General features: G+C 73.8%; 12 protein-coding genes. 4 read left to right on the forward strand and 8 right to left on the reverse strand.

Translation table 11 applies throughout. From position 1 onward, the window contains the following. The first annotated feature begins 72 nt into the window (after positions 1–72). Positions 73–723 (forward strand): hemerythrin domain-containing protein, encoded by a 651-nt coding sequence (locus J2S42_RS30590; protein WP_307244673.1) that lies wholly within the window; start codon positions 73–75, stop codon positions 721–723. A gap of 7 nt (positions 724–730) precedes the next feature. Here the strand turns inward: J2S42_RS30590 and J2S42_RS30595 are convergent, their stop codons facing one another. Both J2S42_RS30595 and J2S42_RS30600 read right to left on the reverse strand, forming a co-directional pair. After that, on the reverse strand, positions 731–2,611 hold the full coding sequence (locus tag J2S42_RS30595; RefSeq protein WP_307244674.1) for a DEAD/DEAH box helicase: 1,881 nt from the start codon (positions 2,609–2,611) through the stop codon (positions 731–733). A gap of 46 nt (positions 2,612–2,657) precedes the next feature. Continuing rightward, a complete protein-coding gene (locus J2S42_RS30600) occupies positions 2,658–4,418 on the reverse strand; it encodes a site-specific DNA-methyltransferase (protein ID WP_307244676.1) in 1,761 nt (586 codons plus the stop codon). Between the two features lie 112 nt (positions 4,419–4,530). Between J2S42_RS30600 and J2S42_RS30605 the strand changes: the two genes are divergently transcribed. Next, positions 4,531–5,955: an amino acid permease gene (locus tag J2S42_RS30605; protein WP_307244678.1), complete on the forward strand. Its 1,425-nt coding sequence runs from the start codon at positions 4,531–4,533 to the stop codon at positions 5,953–5,955. Positions 5,956–5,997: 42 nt separating this feature from the next. Here J2S42_RS30605 and J2S42_RS30610 read toward each other — a convergent pair whose 3' ends face one another. Beyond that, positions 5,998–6,222: a hypothetical protein gene (locus J2S42_RS30610; RefSeq protein WP_307244680.1), complete on the reverse strand. Its 225-nt coding sequence runs from the start codon at positions 6,220–6,222 to the stop codon at positions 5,998–6,000. A gap of 123 nt (positions 6,223–6,345) precedes the next feature. Further along, positions 6,346–7,002 (reverse strand): class I SAM-dependent methyltransferase, encoded by a 657-nt coding sequence (locus tag J2S42_RS30615; RefSeq protein WP_307244682.1) that lies wholly within the window; start codon positions 7,000–7,002, stop codon positions 6,346–6,348. An 83-nt stretch (positions 7,003–7,085) separates the two neighbouring features. Here J2S42_RS30615 and J2S42_RS30620 point away from each other — a divergent pair, with 83 nt between their 5' ends. Next, the gene (locus J2S42_RS30620; protein WP_307244683.1) at positions 7,086–8,243 is read left to right on the forward strand and encodes a PQQ-dependent sugar dehydrogenase; all 1,158 of its coding nucleotides are present in this window, start codon (positions 7,086–7,088) and stop codon (positions 8,241–8,243) included. Between the two features lie 52 nt (positions 8,244–8,295). Here the strand turns inward: J2S42_RS30620 and J2S42_RS30625 are convergent, their stop codons facing one another. Further along, a complete protein-coding gene (locus J2S42_RS30625) occupies positions 8,296–9,408 on the reverse strand; it encodes a serine hydrolase domain-containing protein (RefSeq protein WP_307244685.1) in 1,113 nt (370 codons plus the stop codon). 103 nt (positions 9,409–9,511) lie between these two features. After that, a complete protein-coding gene (locus J2S42_RS30630) occupies positions 9,512–10,717 on the reverse strand; it encodes a serine hydrolase domain-containing protein (RefSeq protein ID WP_307244686.1) in 1,206 nt (401 codons plus the stop codon). Positions 10,718–10,795: 78 nt separating this feature from the next. Between J2S42_RS30630 and J2S42_RS30635 the strand changes: the two genes are divergently transcribed. Next, positions 10,796–11,575, forward strand: a complete 780-nt coding sequence (locus J2S42_RS30635) for an aldo/keto reductase (protein WP_307244688.1) — start codon at positions 10,796–10,798, stop codon at positions 11,573–11,575. Here the strand turns inward: J2S42_RS30635 and J2S42_RS30640 are convergent, their stop codons facing one another. Continuing rightward, positions 11,576–12,910: a glycosyltransferase family 2 protein gene (locus J2S42_RS30640; RefSeq protein ID WP_307244690.1), complete on the reverse strand. Its 1,335-nt coding sequence runs from the start codon at positions 12,908–12,910 to the stop codon at positions 11,576–11,578. It abuts the gene before it with no gap. Positions 12,911–12,921: 11 nt separating this feature from the next. Beyond that, positions 12,922–13,884, reverse strand: coding sequence for a glycosyltransferase family 2 protein (locus J2S42_RS30645; protein WP_307244692.1), 963 nt, complete (start codon positions 13,882–13,884; stop codon positions 12,922–12,924). Between the last annotated feature and the right edge of the window lie 302 nt (positions 13,885–14,186).

Below are 14,186 nucleotides of genomic sequence, written 5' to 3' on the forward strand. Positions count from 1 at the left end.
GGCGTTTCGAGTGGATTTGCGCGGGTATGCGATAGCGCTGTCCACGGAACATTCGGGGGAAAGGCGTGGCTCATGGACGCGGTTGACGCGATCAAGCAGGACCACCAGCGGATGGAGGAGGTCTTCGCGCGGCTGGAGGCCGGGGACGGGGACCGGCGGGCGCTGCTGACCGAGGTCGAGAACCGGCTGGAGGCGCACTCGCTCGCGGAGGAGCAGGAGGTGTACCCGGCGATCAAGAAGGCGGCGCCGGACGAGGCTGACGAGGTCGACCACGGGTACGACGAGCACTCCGAGGCCGAGTCGCTGCTGCACAAGGCGCAGAGCCTGGTCGACTCGCCGGACTTCGACGACGCGCTGCAGGAGTTCCTCGAGGCGGTGCGGCACCACGTCAGCGAGGAGGAGAACGAGATCCTGCCGGCGCTGGCGGACGCGGTCGACGACGCGGAACTGGAGCGGCTCGGCGCGGCCTTCGAGGCGAAGCGGCGCGAGGAACTGCGCGAGTCCGGCCTCGACGAGGACGACGAGGAGCACGGCGCGGCCACGGATCTCGACGAGATCAGCGGCACGGCGTCCGGCATCACCGCGGCCGGCGGGGACGGCGCGTCGGCGGATCTGGGCGAGATGACGCGGGCGGAGCTCTACGAGGAGGCGAAGCGCGCGGAGGTGCCGGGGCGCTCGCACATGAGCAAGGACGAGCTGAAGGACGCGCTCCAGCACACGTGACCCGGCCCTACCGCCGGCGGCGGTAGGCGGCGGCGATGAGCTCGGCCAGCGCGTCGGTGGCCCGGTCGGCGGCGGCGGTGTCCCAGCGGGCACCGCCGCCGCTGCCGTCGCCGCCGTTGCCGTCGGGCGTCGCGGAGCGGCCGGCGAGGTAGGCGCCGGCCAGGCGGGTGGCCTCGGCGACCTCGGCGATGGTGGCCTCGACCAGGGGGAGGGCGAGCAGGCGGTCGGTGAGGTCCTGGACGGCTTCGGGATGGTCCCGCCGGTGCGGCCGGCCGTCGATCAGGAGACCGGCGGCGCTATCGGCACCACCGCTGCCCGCGCCGTCGATCAGGAACCGGGCGGTGTTGCCCGCGCTGCCGGTATCGGCAGCGCCGAGGCCCTCTACGCCCCCGGCGCCGATGGCGTAGGCGGCCCCGGTGGGAATCGCGGCCAAGGAGAACCGGGCGGCCCGCAGCGGCACCGGCGCCTTCCCGTCCGGCGCTTCCCCGTCCGGCGGCGGCACCGGCTCGATCGGCGTCCGGGCCGCGGTCAGCGCCCGGTCGTAGCCGCTGATCCGCAGCAGCGGCGCCGCGCCGACCGTGAGCGTGGCCTCGTCGCCCGCGTGCGCGACCGTCCCCCGGGAACCCGGCGCGATCGCGGCGCGCAGCTCGTCCGTACCGGCGAGCAGCTCGCGGTACGACTCGTGGGTCAGCACGTCGACGGCGTCGACCGCGGGCACGCCGACCCGGCGGCCGTAGGGCAGGCGCAGGCCGCGGCCGAGGACCTGTTCGGTGAGCGTCTCCGAGGCGAGCGCGCGCAGCGCCAGGATCACGCCGACATTGGGCACGTCCCAGCCGGAGCTGAGCTTGTCGACCGCGACCACCGCGCGTACCGGTGAATCTGTCTCCGACACGCGGGCCAGCGCGCGCAGCGCGTCGTCGCTCGACCTCGACGTCACCAGCAGCACCCGCCCGTCGCCCGGCAGCAGGCCGGCCAGCACGTCCGCGACCTGCGCGGCCTCGTTGACGACCCGGCACACCACGAAGATCAAAGGCGTCACCGGGGGTACGCCGTGCGCCGCCGCCCACGCGTGCCAGGCGACCTCCTTGGCCGCCCGCAGCCGACACGCCTCCCACAGCCGCCCCTCCCGATCCGCCGCCGCGGGATGATCCGGTGCGGCGGGGCGGTCGGGCGCCGTGGGGTGGTCGGGCGCGGCGGGGTGGTCGGGTGCGCCGACGAGCACCGGCACCGAGACCAGGCCGTCGGTGATCGCGGCGGCGAGCGGGTAGCGGAACACCACCCGGTCCCGGTCGGCCCGGTCCGGCGTGGCGGTGAAACCGATCAGCGCGCGCGGCGCCAGGTCCCGGACCGCCGCGCCGAACGCGCGTGCCGCCTCCCGGTACACGTGGTGCTCGTCCGCGACCACCACCAGGTCGTCCGTCTCCGCGAGCCGTTGGTAGAGGCCGGCGCCGAGCGTCTCGTCCACCGCGCGCAGCCGGCGGTTGACCGTGGCGCCCGGCCGGATCAGCTGCTGCACCGTGAAGACGTATAGCGTCAGCCCGTCTTGCGGCGGCGCCGGCCCGGTCACGACCGAGACCGGATGGTCCGCGCCCGGCACGAAGCGCGGATGCCCGGGCGTGAAGTTGCCGATCGTCTTGTCCCGGATCGCGGTGCCGGGCGTGACGATCAGGACGTGCCGAACGCCGCGTTCGGCCAGGTAGTCCACCAGCGCGGCGCTCACGTAGGACTTGCCGACGCCGGTGGCCAGCTCGCAGACCACCTCGCGCCCGTCGCCCGGCGCCACCGCACGGGCCGCCGCGGCCAGCGCGGCCGCGTTCGGCGCCCGCAGGTCCATCGCGGCCGCGATCTGCGCGACCAGCCCCGCGTCGTACGGCAGCCAGTCGCTCACCGCACCACCCACCGGCGCCAGAGCAGGCCGGCCCGCCGGATGCCGGTCATCGGGTCACCCGCCGGTGCCTTAACAGATCGTCCGGTGCCTTCAGCACGCGTGAGCCCGGCCGCAGCGTGCGCAGCAGCGCGGCCGTGCCGGGGAGCACGGCCCGGCCGACGATGGTGACCGTCTCGTCCGCGCGCAGTGCTGCCACGGCGTCCGCCGCGACCCGGTCGTCGACCACGCCGTCCGCGACCGCGAGCCGGGTGCGTCCGCGGACGCCGCTGAACGGGCCGTGCGGCAGCACCCGGAAGCCGAGCTGTGCCGCGACGAACTCCGGCGGCAGCGCGTCCAGCAGCAGCCGCCCGCCGGCGAGTGCGTAGCGCGCGGGGGCGACGGCCAGCGCCCGGAAACCGCCGCCGCCGGACCACTCGCGCACCACCGTGCGGCGGGTCCGGGACGCGTGGCCGAGCCGCCGGTGCAGCACGCCGAGCGCGTCCGCGCCGACGCCGTCCAGCAGGCCGGCACCCGCGAGAGCCGCCACGGTACGCCGTGCGGCCGCCACCTCGGCGGGCGTGACGCCGTCCGGCAGCGGCTCGGCGGGCGAGACGATCTCGTCGCGGGTGACGCCGCCCGGGTCCGCGCCGTCCACCACGGTCCGCAGCCGGGGGAGTGTGAACGCGGCGACCGTGGCCGCGCTCTGCTCGACCGCGACCCAGCGGCGGCCCAGCTTGTGCGCCACGGCCGCGGTGGTGCCGGAGCCGGCGAACCCGTCCACCACCAGGTCGCCGGGGCAGGTGGCGATCTCGATGATCCGGCGCAGCAGCGGCTCCGGCTTCGGCGTGGCGAACGGTTCCGCGCCCGGGAAGAGCCGGCGCAGGTGGTCGCGCTTGGCGTCCTGGTTCGTGCCCACCTCGTCGGCCGGCCACCAGGTGCGTGGCACCAGGCCGGGCTGCACCTCGTGCCGGTACCGCTTGATCACCGGCAGGCTGTCGCCGGTGCGGCCGAACCAGACCCGGCCCTCCGCGCGGGCCCGGTCCAACGTGGCCGGGCTGAACCGCCAGTACGACCCGGCCGGCGGGCGGACCACGCGGCCGGACGGCAGCTCGACCGCGAACCGGTTGCGCTCGCTGCCGCTCTTCGCGGTGCCGTTGTCGCCCTGCAGCCACGGACCGCGCGGGTCGCCGTCCGGGTTCCGGTACCGCCCGTCGACCAGCGCGGTGCGCGGCAGCAGGTTCCGTACCGTGCGCCAGCCGGGGCCGGACGGTGCGTAGACGTGGATGTAGTCGTGCGCGGAGGACAGGTCGGTGTCGTTGCGGCGGCCGCGGTCCTTCTCCCAGACCACGGTGCCGACGAACGCGGACCGGCCGAGGACCTCGTCCAGCAGCACCTTGCAGTACGCGCTCTCCGCGTCGTCGAGATGCACCCAGAGTGAGCCGTCCGGCGCCAGCAGGTCGCGGGCCAGCAGCAGCCGTTCGCGCATCATGGCCAGCCAGATCGAATGGTCGAGGCCGTCGTCGTACTGCGCGAAGGTCTGCCCGGTGTTGAACGGCGGATCGAGATAGACCAGCTTGGCCGCGCCCCGGTAGGCCGGTGCCCACTCCGGGATGCGGGTCAGCGCACGCAACGCGTCCCGGCAGTCGCCCTGGATCAGCAGGTTGTCGCGCGGCCCGCCGGTGACCTCGCCGACCCGCGCGGTCTCGCCGAGCAGCCGCACCTCGGCCAGGCGCGGATCCCCCGGATCCACCCACGAGTAGCCGCCGTTTCCGTCGCACAGCAGTGCCCGGTCCCGATGGACCCAGGAAAGGTGCAGGCGACCGCTCACAAATTGATTACCCTAGCCGTACCAGCGGCAGGTTTTTGCCCGGAAACGCGCAATCGCGCAGCAGATGAACGCCGAGTCGGCTTTCCGTCCAGTGCGGGTAAAGGCGTTGACCATGGTCGATTCCGTGGGTTTGCGCCGCAGACTGTTCGCCACCCGCTCGGTGGACTCACTGGTGGCCGACACGGCCGTGGACGGTCAGTCGCTGAAACGCGCGGTCGGGCCGGTGCAGCTGACCGCGCTCGGCGTCGGCGCGGTCATCGGCACCGGCATCTTCGTGGTGATCGGCGAGGGCGCCGCGCTGGCCGGTCCCGGCGTGATCCTCGCGTTCGTGCTGGCCGGGCTCGCCTGCCTGTTCTCGGCGCTGTCCTACGCGGAGCTGGCGTCGTCGATGCCGGTGTCCGGCAGCGCGTACACGTACACGTACGCCACGCTCGGCGAACTGGTCGCCTGGATCATCGGCTGGGACCTGATCCTGGAGTACGGCGTGGCCGTCGCCGCCATCGCGGTCGGCTGGGGCGGCAACGTCAACGCGTTCCTGGACGCCACGTTGGGCGTCGAGCTCCCGGCCGCGATCTCTCAGTCGCCGCCGGACGGCCGGTTCAACCTGCCCGCCGTGGCCGTGGTCCTGATGATCACCGCACTGCTCGCGCTCGGCGTCCGGGAGAGCGCCCGGGCCAACCTGGTCATGGTGGTGGTCAAGCTGGCCGTGCTGATCTTCTTCATCGTGGTGGCCTGCACCGCGATCAACACCGGCAACTTCACCCCGCTGCTGCCGCAGGGCGGTGACGGCGTGGTCAGCGCCGCCGCGCTCATCTTTTTCGCGTTCATCGGCTTCGACGCGGTCACCACCGGCAGTGAGGAGGCCCGCAACCCGGCCCGGGACCTGCCGATCGCGATCATCGGCTCGCTGGTCATCTGCACGGTCTTCTACGTGCTGGTGTCGATCGGCGCGATCGGCATCGCCGGTGCCGGCACGCTGGCCGGCAGCGACGCACCGCTCGCCGCCGCGCTCTCCGACGGCGCCGGGATCACCTGGGCGGCCGCGATCCTGGCGTTCGGCGCGCTGGTCGCGATCACCAGCGTGGTTCTGGTCATCCTCTACGGCCAGACCCGCATCTTCTTCAGCATGTGCCGCGACGGCCTGCTGCCCCGCCGCCTGGCCTCGCTGCACCCGCGCTTCGGCACGCCCGCGAAGCTGACCGTCGGCCTCGGCCTGCTGATCTCCGTGCTGGCCGCGCTGGTGCCGCTGAGCGAGATCGTCCGGCTCACCAACATCGGTACGCTGTTCGCCTTCGTCCTGGTCAACGTGGGCGTCCTGGTGCTCCGCCGCACCCGGCCGGACATGCCCCGGCCGTACCGCGTGCCGTTCTCCCCGGTCCTGCCGGTGCTCGGCATCGCGTTCGCGGTCTACCTGATGATCGACCTGCCGGGCAGCACCTGGCTCCGCTTCGCGCTGTGGCTGCTGGCCGGCATCCTGATCTACGCCTTCTACGGCTACCGCCACTCCCGCCTCCGCCGGCAGGACGCTTCCTCCTGACCTTCTTCGGTGCGATGCGGCCGGCGTCCGCGGTGCGGTGCGTCAGGTGGTCCGGCGGATGGCGGCGACCCGGGCGAGGACCTCGCGCTCCTTGATCTCACGGCCGTCGTCGGCGAGCTGGATGCCGCGCAGCTGGATCCAGTCGCGGCGCTGGCCCGCGCCGATCGCGGTTATCCGGAGCGTGAGCGTGCCCAGTCCGTAGCAGTAGTCGGGCTCCGGGATCTGGACGGTGTCGCCGATGCGCAGGGGTGCCGATGGGCCGGTCACGGCAGCCAGCTCCTTCGAGGTGCCGGGAACCGCCGCACGGTGGGCGCGGCAGGCTGTCGGAGGGTTCTGTGGATACAGCGCCAAACGACCCAGCAGCGCCCGGGTGATCGGAGGGACTGACGCCTAATCGGGGGACGACGGCCGCAGCACGGTGGCGTGCTTGGTGTCCGCGTTCTCCAGCGCACCGACCATCGGCACGTCGTATCCGGCGATCACGGTGAGCCGGCCGTGCGGCAGGTAGGCCCGGCCCGGGTCGCCGGCCAGCACGTCCGTGCCGCGCGCGGCGGCGCGTTCGAGGAACGCGAGCATGCGTGCGGACATCTCGCGGCTGTAGAAGACGTCGCCGGCGAGGAGCACGTCCACGTCCGGGCTCGCCGGAGCGGTCAATAGATCGTCGCCGTTCGGTGTCACCGTTCCATGTACCGCGTTCGCCCGGGCGTTGAGCGTGATGGCCGCGACCGCGTACGGGTCGATGTCGTTGGCGATCACCTGCCGGGCACCGGCGAGCGCGGCGGCGACCGCGACCAGCCCGGAGCCGGACGCGAGGTCCAGGACGGCCTTCCCGCGTACAATTTCCGGAAAATTCAGGATGTGGCGGGCGACGGCCTGACCACCGGCCCACGCGAACGCCCAGAACGGCGGCGGCTGGGAATCCCCGGTGTGCGACTCGGTGTGCTCCCACAGGGAGATCGCGTCCTGCGCCAGGTGCAGGCGTACCTCCGGCACGAACGGCACGGGCGCGAGCCGGGTGTGCGCCAGCACGAACTCGGTCGCGGACACGGGGTTGGCCTCCAGGGGAACGGGAACCGAGCAGGCTCTCGGTGAACCGGGTAGGAAGAAGGAAACCACGCGGGAGGTCGGGCATGACGCAGCGGGTAGGAACGAGCCTCGGGCTGGCGCTGATACTGGTGCTGGCGGCGGGCTGCACCGAGGACGAGCCCCCGGAGGCGGCCGCCACCACCGGCCCGCCACCGGCCGCGTCCGCGCCGGCTCCGGCTCCCAGCTCCGCGTCACCCGGCCCGAAGGGCCCGCCCGACCTCGGCGCGCAGCCGCGGGAGATGGCGACGGACCTCGAGGTGCCGTGGGGGCTGACGTTCCTGCCGGACGGTTCCGCGTTCGTCGCGGAGCGGGAGACCGCGCGGGTCCGGCACGTCCCGGCGAACGGCGGCGAGACGCGGGAGGTGTACGAGATCCCGGGCGTGGAGCCGGGCGGCGAGGGCGGCCTGCTCGGGCTCGCCGTCAGCCCGGACTTCGCGACCGACCGGTGGCTCTACGCGTACTTCACGGCCGCGGACGACAACCGGATCGTGCGGGTGAGGGTGCGCGCGGACAACCGGGGCGTGGACGGCGACCCGGAGGAGATCTTCACCGGCATCGCGAAGGCGAACATCCACAACGGCGGCCGGATCGCGTTCGGGCCGGACGGCCTGCTCTACGTGGGCACCGGTGACGCGAACGTGAAGCCGCGCTCGCAGGACCCGCGCAGCCCGAACGGCAAGATCCTGCGGCTCACGCCGGAGGGCGACGCCGCGCCCGGCAACCCCACCGAGGGTTCGCCGGTCTTCTCCCTCGGCCACCGGAACGTGCAGGGCCTGGCCTGGGACGCGGACGGCAAGCTCTGGGCGACCGAGTTCGGGCAGAACCGGCTGGACGAGGTCAACCAGATCGAGCCGGGCCGCAACTACGGCTGGCCGGACGTGGAGGGCGAGGGCGACACCGCGGACGGCAAATACACCAACCCCAAGGTCACCTGGGGTACGGCGGAGGCGTCACCGTCCGGGATGGCGATCGCCGGTGACACGATCTACGTGGCCGCGCTGCGCGGCGAGCGGATCTGGACCGTCCCACTGGACGGGCAGGACACCGGCGAGCCGAAGGCGGAGTTCGGCGGCGAGTACGGCCGGATCCGCACGGTGGCGATCGCGCCGGACGGCGCGCTGTGGCTGACCACGTCCAACACCGACGGGCGCGGCGACGTCCGCGACGGCGACGACCGGATCCTGCGCTTCCCGGCCGCATGAATGCGAGAACGCTCCGGGGGTACGCGTACCCCCGGAGCGTTCTTCGCCGGTGTCAGCGGCAGAACGCGGTGTCGACCGCGTCGAGCACGTGCTGGTGCCGCTCCGCGGAGTCCGGCGTCGTGGTGAGCGCGATCGAGACCGCGCGGCCGTCCGTGGTGGCGCCGCCGCGGGTCTCGAAGCCGGGCAGGTCACCGCCGTGTCCCCAGTAGACGCCGCCGCAGCTCAGCGGCGAGCTGGCCAGGCCGAGCCCGTAGCGGGCGCCGGGCCACAGCCCCGCGGACGCGTCCACCGTCCGCTGCATCTCGGCCAGCTCGGCCGCGCCGAGCAGCTTGCCGTCGAGCAGCGCGCGGAGGAACGTGTTCAGGTCGCGCGGCGTGGCGATCATCTGACCGGCCGCCCAGCCCCAGGACGGGTCCAACTCGGTGACGTCGGTCCGGTCCGGGCCCAGGTAGCCGCGCGGGTGCGGGGTGCGGATCGACTCGTCGCCGACGCCGGGGAAGTACGTGCGGCGCAGCCCCACTCGGTCGATCACCCGCTCGGTGATCTGCTCGGCCAGCGGCCGGCCCGTCACCCGCTGGATCAGCAGGCCGAGCACCACGTACCCGGTGTTGCTGTACCGCCACCCGGTCCCGGGCGCGAAGTCCGGCGCGTGCGCGAACGCGACGTCCAGCAGTTCGCGCGGCTCCCGGTAACGGTGCCGGCCGGTGTCGAAGCTCTCGTCCGGCATGTGATCGGTGTAGTTCGCCAGCCCGCTGGTGTGCTGCAGCAGCTGGCGGACCGTGATCTGCGCGCCGTTCGGGACCAGGCCGGGCAGGTACGTCTCGATCGGCTCGTCCAGGCCGACCGTGCCCTCGCCGGCCAGCTGGAGCACGACCACGGCGGTGAACGTCTTGGTGTTGCTGCCGATCCGGACGTAGCCGTCGCGCGGCGGTTTCGCGCCGGTGCTCAGGTCACCGACGCCGGCGGTGAGATCGCGCTGCCGGCCGGAGCGGTCCGTGACCGAGGCCAGCGCGCCCGGGAAACCGTGCGTCCGGACCAGCGCGTCCAGCGCGGACTGTGTGGCACCGCCGGCGTGGGCCGATACCGGCGCCGGCGCGGTGACCAGGGTGAGACCGGTGAGCAAAGCCAGCGCGGTAGCGGTGCACCGGCGGATCGTCGTCGTCATGCCGAGAAGCCTCGCGGAATCCGCGGCCGGAGACGATCCGGGCAGGCCCCGTTCCCGGGGTAGGGCCAGGCCTACCCGCAGAACGCGGTCTGCATCGCGCCGGCTACCCGCAGAACGCGGTCTCCACCGCGCCGACCACGTGCAGGTGCGCGGCGCGGCCGGACGGGCCGGAGGTGACCGCGACCGTGACCGCGCGGCCGTCCGCGCGGATGCCGCCGCGCGTCTCGAAGCCGGGCACGTCGCCACCGTGGCCCCAGTACGCGCCGCCGCAGCGCAGTGGCGTGCGGGTGAGGCCGAGGCCGTACCGCACGCCGGGCCACATCTGGCCGCCGGTGTCCACGGTCTTCCGCATCTCGGCGAGCTCGCCCGGGCCGAGCAGCCGGCTCTCGAAGAGCAGCGCGCGGAAGAACGCGTTCAGGTCGCGCGGTGTGGCGATCATGGCGCCGGCCGCCCACGCCCAGGACGGGTCGGAGACCGTGACGTCGTCGCGCGGGTCGCCGTCGTACGCCCGGGGGTGCGGCGCGCGCAGCGTCTCCTCGTCGCCCTTCGGGAAGTAGGTCTCGCGTAGGCCGAGCCGGTCGATCACGCGCGTGGTGATCTCGTCCGCGACCGTGCGCCCGGTGAGCCGCTCGATCATCAGACCGAGCACGACGTACCCGGTGTTGCTGTACCGCCAGCCCTTCCCGGGCGGGAACGCGGGTCCCTTCGAGAACGCTATCCGCAGCAGGTCGGCCGGGCTGCGGTAGAAGTGCCGGCCCTCGTCGAAGTCGGAGTCCGGCATGAAGTCGGTGTAGTTCGCCAGGCCGCTGGTGTGCTGCAACAGCTGCCGCACCGAGATGTTCTTGCCGCCCGGCACCACGTCCGGCAGGTAGGTCTGGATCGACCGGTCGAGCTGGACCCGGCCCTCCGCGACCAGTTGCAGCACCACCACGGCCACGAAGGTCTTGGTGTTGCTGCCGATCCGGACGTACCCGTTCTCCGGCGGTGCCTCGCCGGTGGCCAGGTCCCCGGTGCCCGCGGTGTAGTCACGGGCGTCGCCGCCGGGGTCCTCGACGGACGCGAGTACGCCCGGGAACCGGTCCGTGGTGATCAGCGCCGCCAGGCTGCGCCGGAACGCGACGTCCTGCTCGGTCTCCGCGGGCGGCGCGTCCGGAGTCTCCCGGACGGCCGGTGCCGGTGCCGGTGTCCCGGCCGGCGCTCGCGCGAGCTCCACGGCCGGCTCCCGTGCGGCCAGCGCGACCGCGGCGATGACGGCGAGGACGAGGAGCAGCGCGATCGCCGCGGTGATGGCCTTCGCGCGGATCGTCATGCCTCAAGAGTGCGGCACGACGGCATGTTCGCGAAACGACAATCGGTGCCCGTCGCCGGACCGCGATAGATTGCGGCCATGACGGTTCCCACGGTCACACTTCCGCTACCGGACGGTTCGGCCGCCGAGATGCCGATGGTCGGCTTCGGCACCTGGCGGATGCGGGGTCAGCAGGCCTACGACGCGACCCGCGCCGCGCTCGACGCCGGTTACCGGCACATCGACACCGCCACCATGTACGGCAACGAGGCCGAGGTCGGCCGCGCGCTCCGGGACAGCGGCGTGCCGCGCGAGGACGTCTTCCTGACCACGAAACTGCTGGCCGAGGACGCCGGCCGGGAGAAACGGGCGCTCACCGACAGCCTGCGCAACCTCGGCGTGCAGCAGGTCGACCTGTGGCTGATCCACTGGCCGCCCGGCGGGCTGGCCGCGCCCGGGGTGTGGCGGGAGTTCATCAGCGCGCAGGACAGCGGTTTCGTCCGGTCGATCGGCGTCAGCAACTACGCGCCGGAGCAGATCGACGAGCTGGCCGAGGCGACCGGGCGGCGGCCGGTGGTGGACCAGATCCCGTGGAGCCCGGCCCGGCACGACGCGCCGCTGCTGGCCGACCTGCGTTCGCGCGAGGTGGTGGTCGAGGGCTACAGCCCGATCAAGCGCACGCCGATGGACTCGCCGGTGCTGGCCGAGATCGCCGGGCGGCACGGGCGGACGCCGGCTCAGGTGGTGCTGCGCTGGCACCTCCAGCACGACATCGTCATCATCCCGAAGTCGGCGCACCCGGACCGGATCGCGGAGAACATCGACCTGTTCGGCTTCACGCTCACCGACGAGGAGATGCACGCCCTCGACCGTCTGTGATCAGGGATTGGCCGGGTAGTGGCGCTCGGCCAGCCGGCGGCGGCGTTCGTCGCGCAGACCGGTGAGGTAGGCGCGCGGGCCGGCCAGCAATCCGGCCCGGTGCGCGCCGCGCAGCTCGGCCGGTGCGCCCGCGGGCAGCAGCGGCGCGCGCAGGCTCCGCCGTGCCTGGCCGAGCAGCGGCAGCGCCAGCAGCGGCTCGGCCATCAGGATCGCGGTGTGCAGCGCGGCCAGCCCGGTGCCGCGCCCGGCCAGCTGCGCGCGCAGGCCGTCCAGGTCACGGCGGTGCCGGCGGCGGACCAGCACGGACGGCTCGTACGCGATCGTGCCGCCGTGCAGCCGCACCTGGGTGAACGCGAGCGTCTCGGCCGCGGTCCGGGCCGGTGTGCCGGCACCGAGCGCCACGTCCCAGCCGCCGATCCGCTCGATCACGTGCGGCCGGAACACCATGTTCGTGCCGGACCCGGGCGGTGGTGCCGCGGCCAGCGGATGCCGCCGGTGCTCGGTCGCCGGCCCGAACCGCTCCGCGGTGAACGACGGCTCGTCCAGCCGCTGCGCCCACAGCTGCGCGTCCGTCTCCAGCTCCGCCGGTACGACCGCGCCGGTGATCACGTCCGCGTCCGGGTGCCGGGCGAGCGCGCGGGCGATCTCGGCCAGCCAGTGCACGTCCGGCACCGCGTCGTCGTCGATGAACGCGAGCGTCTCGCCCGGTGCCGCGGCCACCGCCCGGTTACGCGCGTGCGACAGACCCGGGGTCTCCTCGCGCAGGTAGTCCACGGTGATCCGGCCCGGTGACTCGGCCGCGCGGGCGGCGTCCAGCACCACCTCGGCGGTCTCCCGGCTCTCCGGCGCGTTGTCCACGACGAGGATCCGGAACCGCGGGTACTCCTGCGCGAGCAGCCCGTCCAGGCAGCGGGACAGCGCGTCCGGGCGGTTCCGGGTGCAGATCACCACGGTCAGCCGCGGCGGGTCGGTCAGCAGCGCGACCCGGTCGGACAGATATGCCGGTACGGCCTCCGGTATCGCGCCGCCGAGGGGCAGCGGCCCAACCGCGTTGATCCCGGCCGCGGTCAGCCGGGACCGGACCGCGTCGCCGAGCCGGGCGTCGATCGCGTCCGCGACCGCCTCCGGCGTCAGCCCACCGTCCGGTACGTCCAGCAGCAGCGCGCCGACCGGCTCGGTGAACGCGCGGATCAGCAGCCAGGCGTGCGCGATCCGGCGCCCGTCCGCGTCGATCGCGGGCACGGCCGGGACCGGGTCGTAGAGCTCGACGTCGCGGACCAGCGCGGCGCGGGTGAGCCGGAGCGGGCGGAGGATCCGGCGGATCGCGTGGTCCATGCCGGGCAGGCTCATCGCCGTACCCCCGCCGTGACCTTCTGGGTCTGGACCGGCACCGGCCGGGGCGCGGGCGGCCGCGTGGTCAGCTCCAGCACGCCACCGGCCGCGGCGGCGGTCGCACCGGCGGCGACCGCACCGGCCCGGCGGAGCGCACCGGGGGCGCCGCCGCGCAGCAGCGCGCGCAGCGGCCGGGCCGGCGTGCCGGGCAGCACGGCGCGGAGCGGGCCGCGGCCGGACCTCGCGGCGATCCGGCCGGCGTGGAAGCAGCGGCGCAGCAGGTGCCGCATCGTCATCCGCTCCGGGGTGACCGGGTGGTGGACGCGCGCGTCCGGCACGAAGATCCAGAGGCCACCGGCCTCGGCCATCCGCCGGCACAGCGCGGCGTCGCGCGCTCCCGGCCGCTCCGCCGGACCGCCGTACGGTGCGGAGTCGTCGCGGTTGCCGAAACCGCCGACCGCGATGAACGTCTCGCGGCGCACGGCCATGGCGGCGGAGCGGACCTCGGCCGTGGGCGCGGCCGGCTTGGCCGGGTCGGTGGCGCCGACGGTCCAGAGCAGCTCGTCCGGGAACCAGGCGGGGCGGCGGCCGCTCCAGGCCGGCAGGATCGCACCGCCGGTGCCGGTCACGGCCCGGTCCGCGAACGGCGTGAGCAGCGCGGCCAGCCAGCCGTGGTGGGCGCGCACGTCGTCGTCGAGGAACGCGATCAGCGGGGTGATCGCGTGGAACGCGCCGGTGTCCCGGGCACCGGCCGCGCCGCGGCGGAACCGGTTCGCCAGCACGGTCACACCGGGCAGCTCGTGCCGGGCCTTCTCGTACAGCGCGGCGTTGTGGTCGACTACCACCACGATCTCGGCCGGCGCCGGGACCTGCGCCCTTGCGGACTCGACCGCGTGCCGCAGCGAGGTCCAACGGTGCTCGGTGCGGCAGGGGATGACCACGGTCACCGGGGAGATGGCGTGCACGTCTGTGTTCACCGAGGGTGACATGCGGGTCCTCTCAACGACGGCGGCGCCGGAGGGGGAGCGGCGCGCGTCTAGAAACTAGCCGCCGGTCACGAAGAGTCAACCGGCCTCGTCGCCGACCGCCGGAACCGTGCGTGACCGGGTTCTTCAGGTCCTGCTTGACCAGCGGATATCGGCGTCACCGGCGTCACGGTTTACGGTGTTCAAGAATCCGCCCGGCGGGGCCTGCACCGGGCCGGGCCGGGCGCGCGGGAGGGTCGTGCGTCGTCCGGATGAAGCGGGCAAATCGCCGTCACTGTGCGCAATTATGTGTT

Source organism: Catenuloplanes indicus (assembly GCF_030813715.1).
Taxonomy (GTDB): Bacteria; Actinomycetota; Actinomycetes; order Mycobacteriales; family Micromonosporaceae; genus Catenuloplanes; species Catenuloplanes indicus.

Bases quoted from the DNA above. Each gene is read 5' to 3' on its own strand.
- J2S42_RS30590 (WP_307244673.1), top strand. From the start codon at position 73: ATGGACGCGGTTGACGCGATCAAGCAGGACCACCAGCGGATGGAGGAG.
- J2S42_RS30605 (WP_307244678.1), top strand. From the start codon at position 4,531: ATGGTCGATTCCGTGGGTTTGCGCCGCAGACTGTTCGCCACCCGCTCG.
- J2S42_RS30620 (WP_307244683.1), top strand. From the start codon at position 7,086: ATGACGCAGCGGGTAGGAACGAGCCTCGGGCTGGCGCTGATACTGGTG.
- J2S42_RS30625 (WP_307244685.1), bottom strand. From the start codon at position 9,408: ATGACGACGACGATCCGCCGGTGCACCGCTACCGCGCTGGCTTTGCTC.
- J2S42_RS30630 (WP_307244686.1), bottom strand. From the start codon at position 10,717: ATGACGATCCGCGCGAAGGCCATCACCGCGGCGATCGCGCTGCTCCTC.
- J2S42_RS30635 (WP_307244688.1), top strand. From the start codon at position 10,796: ATGACGGTTCCCACGGTCACACTTCCGCTACCGGACGGTTCGGCCGCC.
- J2S42_RS30640 (WP_307244690.1), bottom strand. From the start codon at position 12,910: ATGGACCACGCGATCCGCCGGATCCTCCGCCCGCTCCGGCTCACCCGC.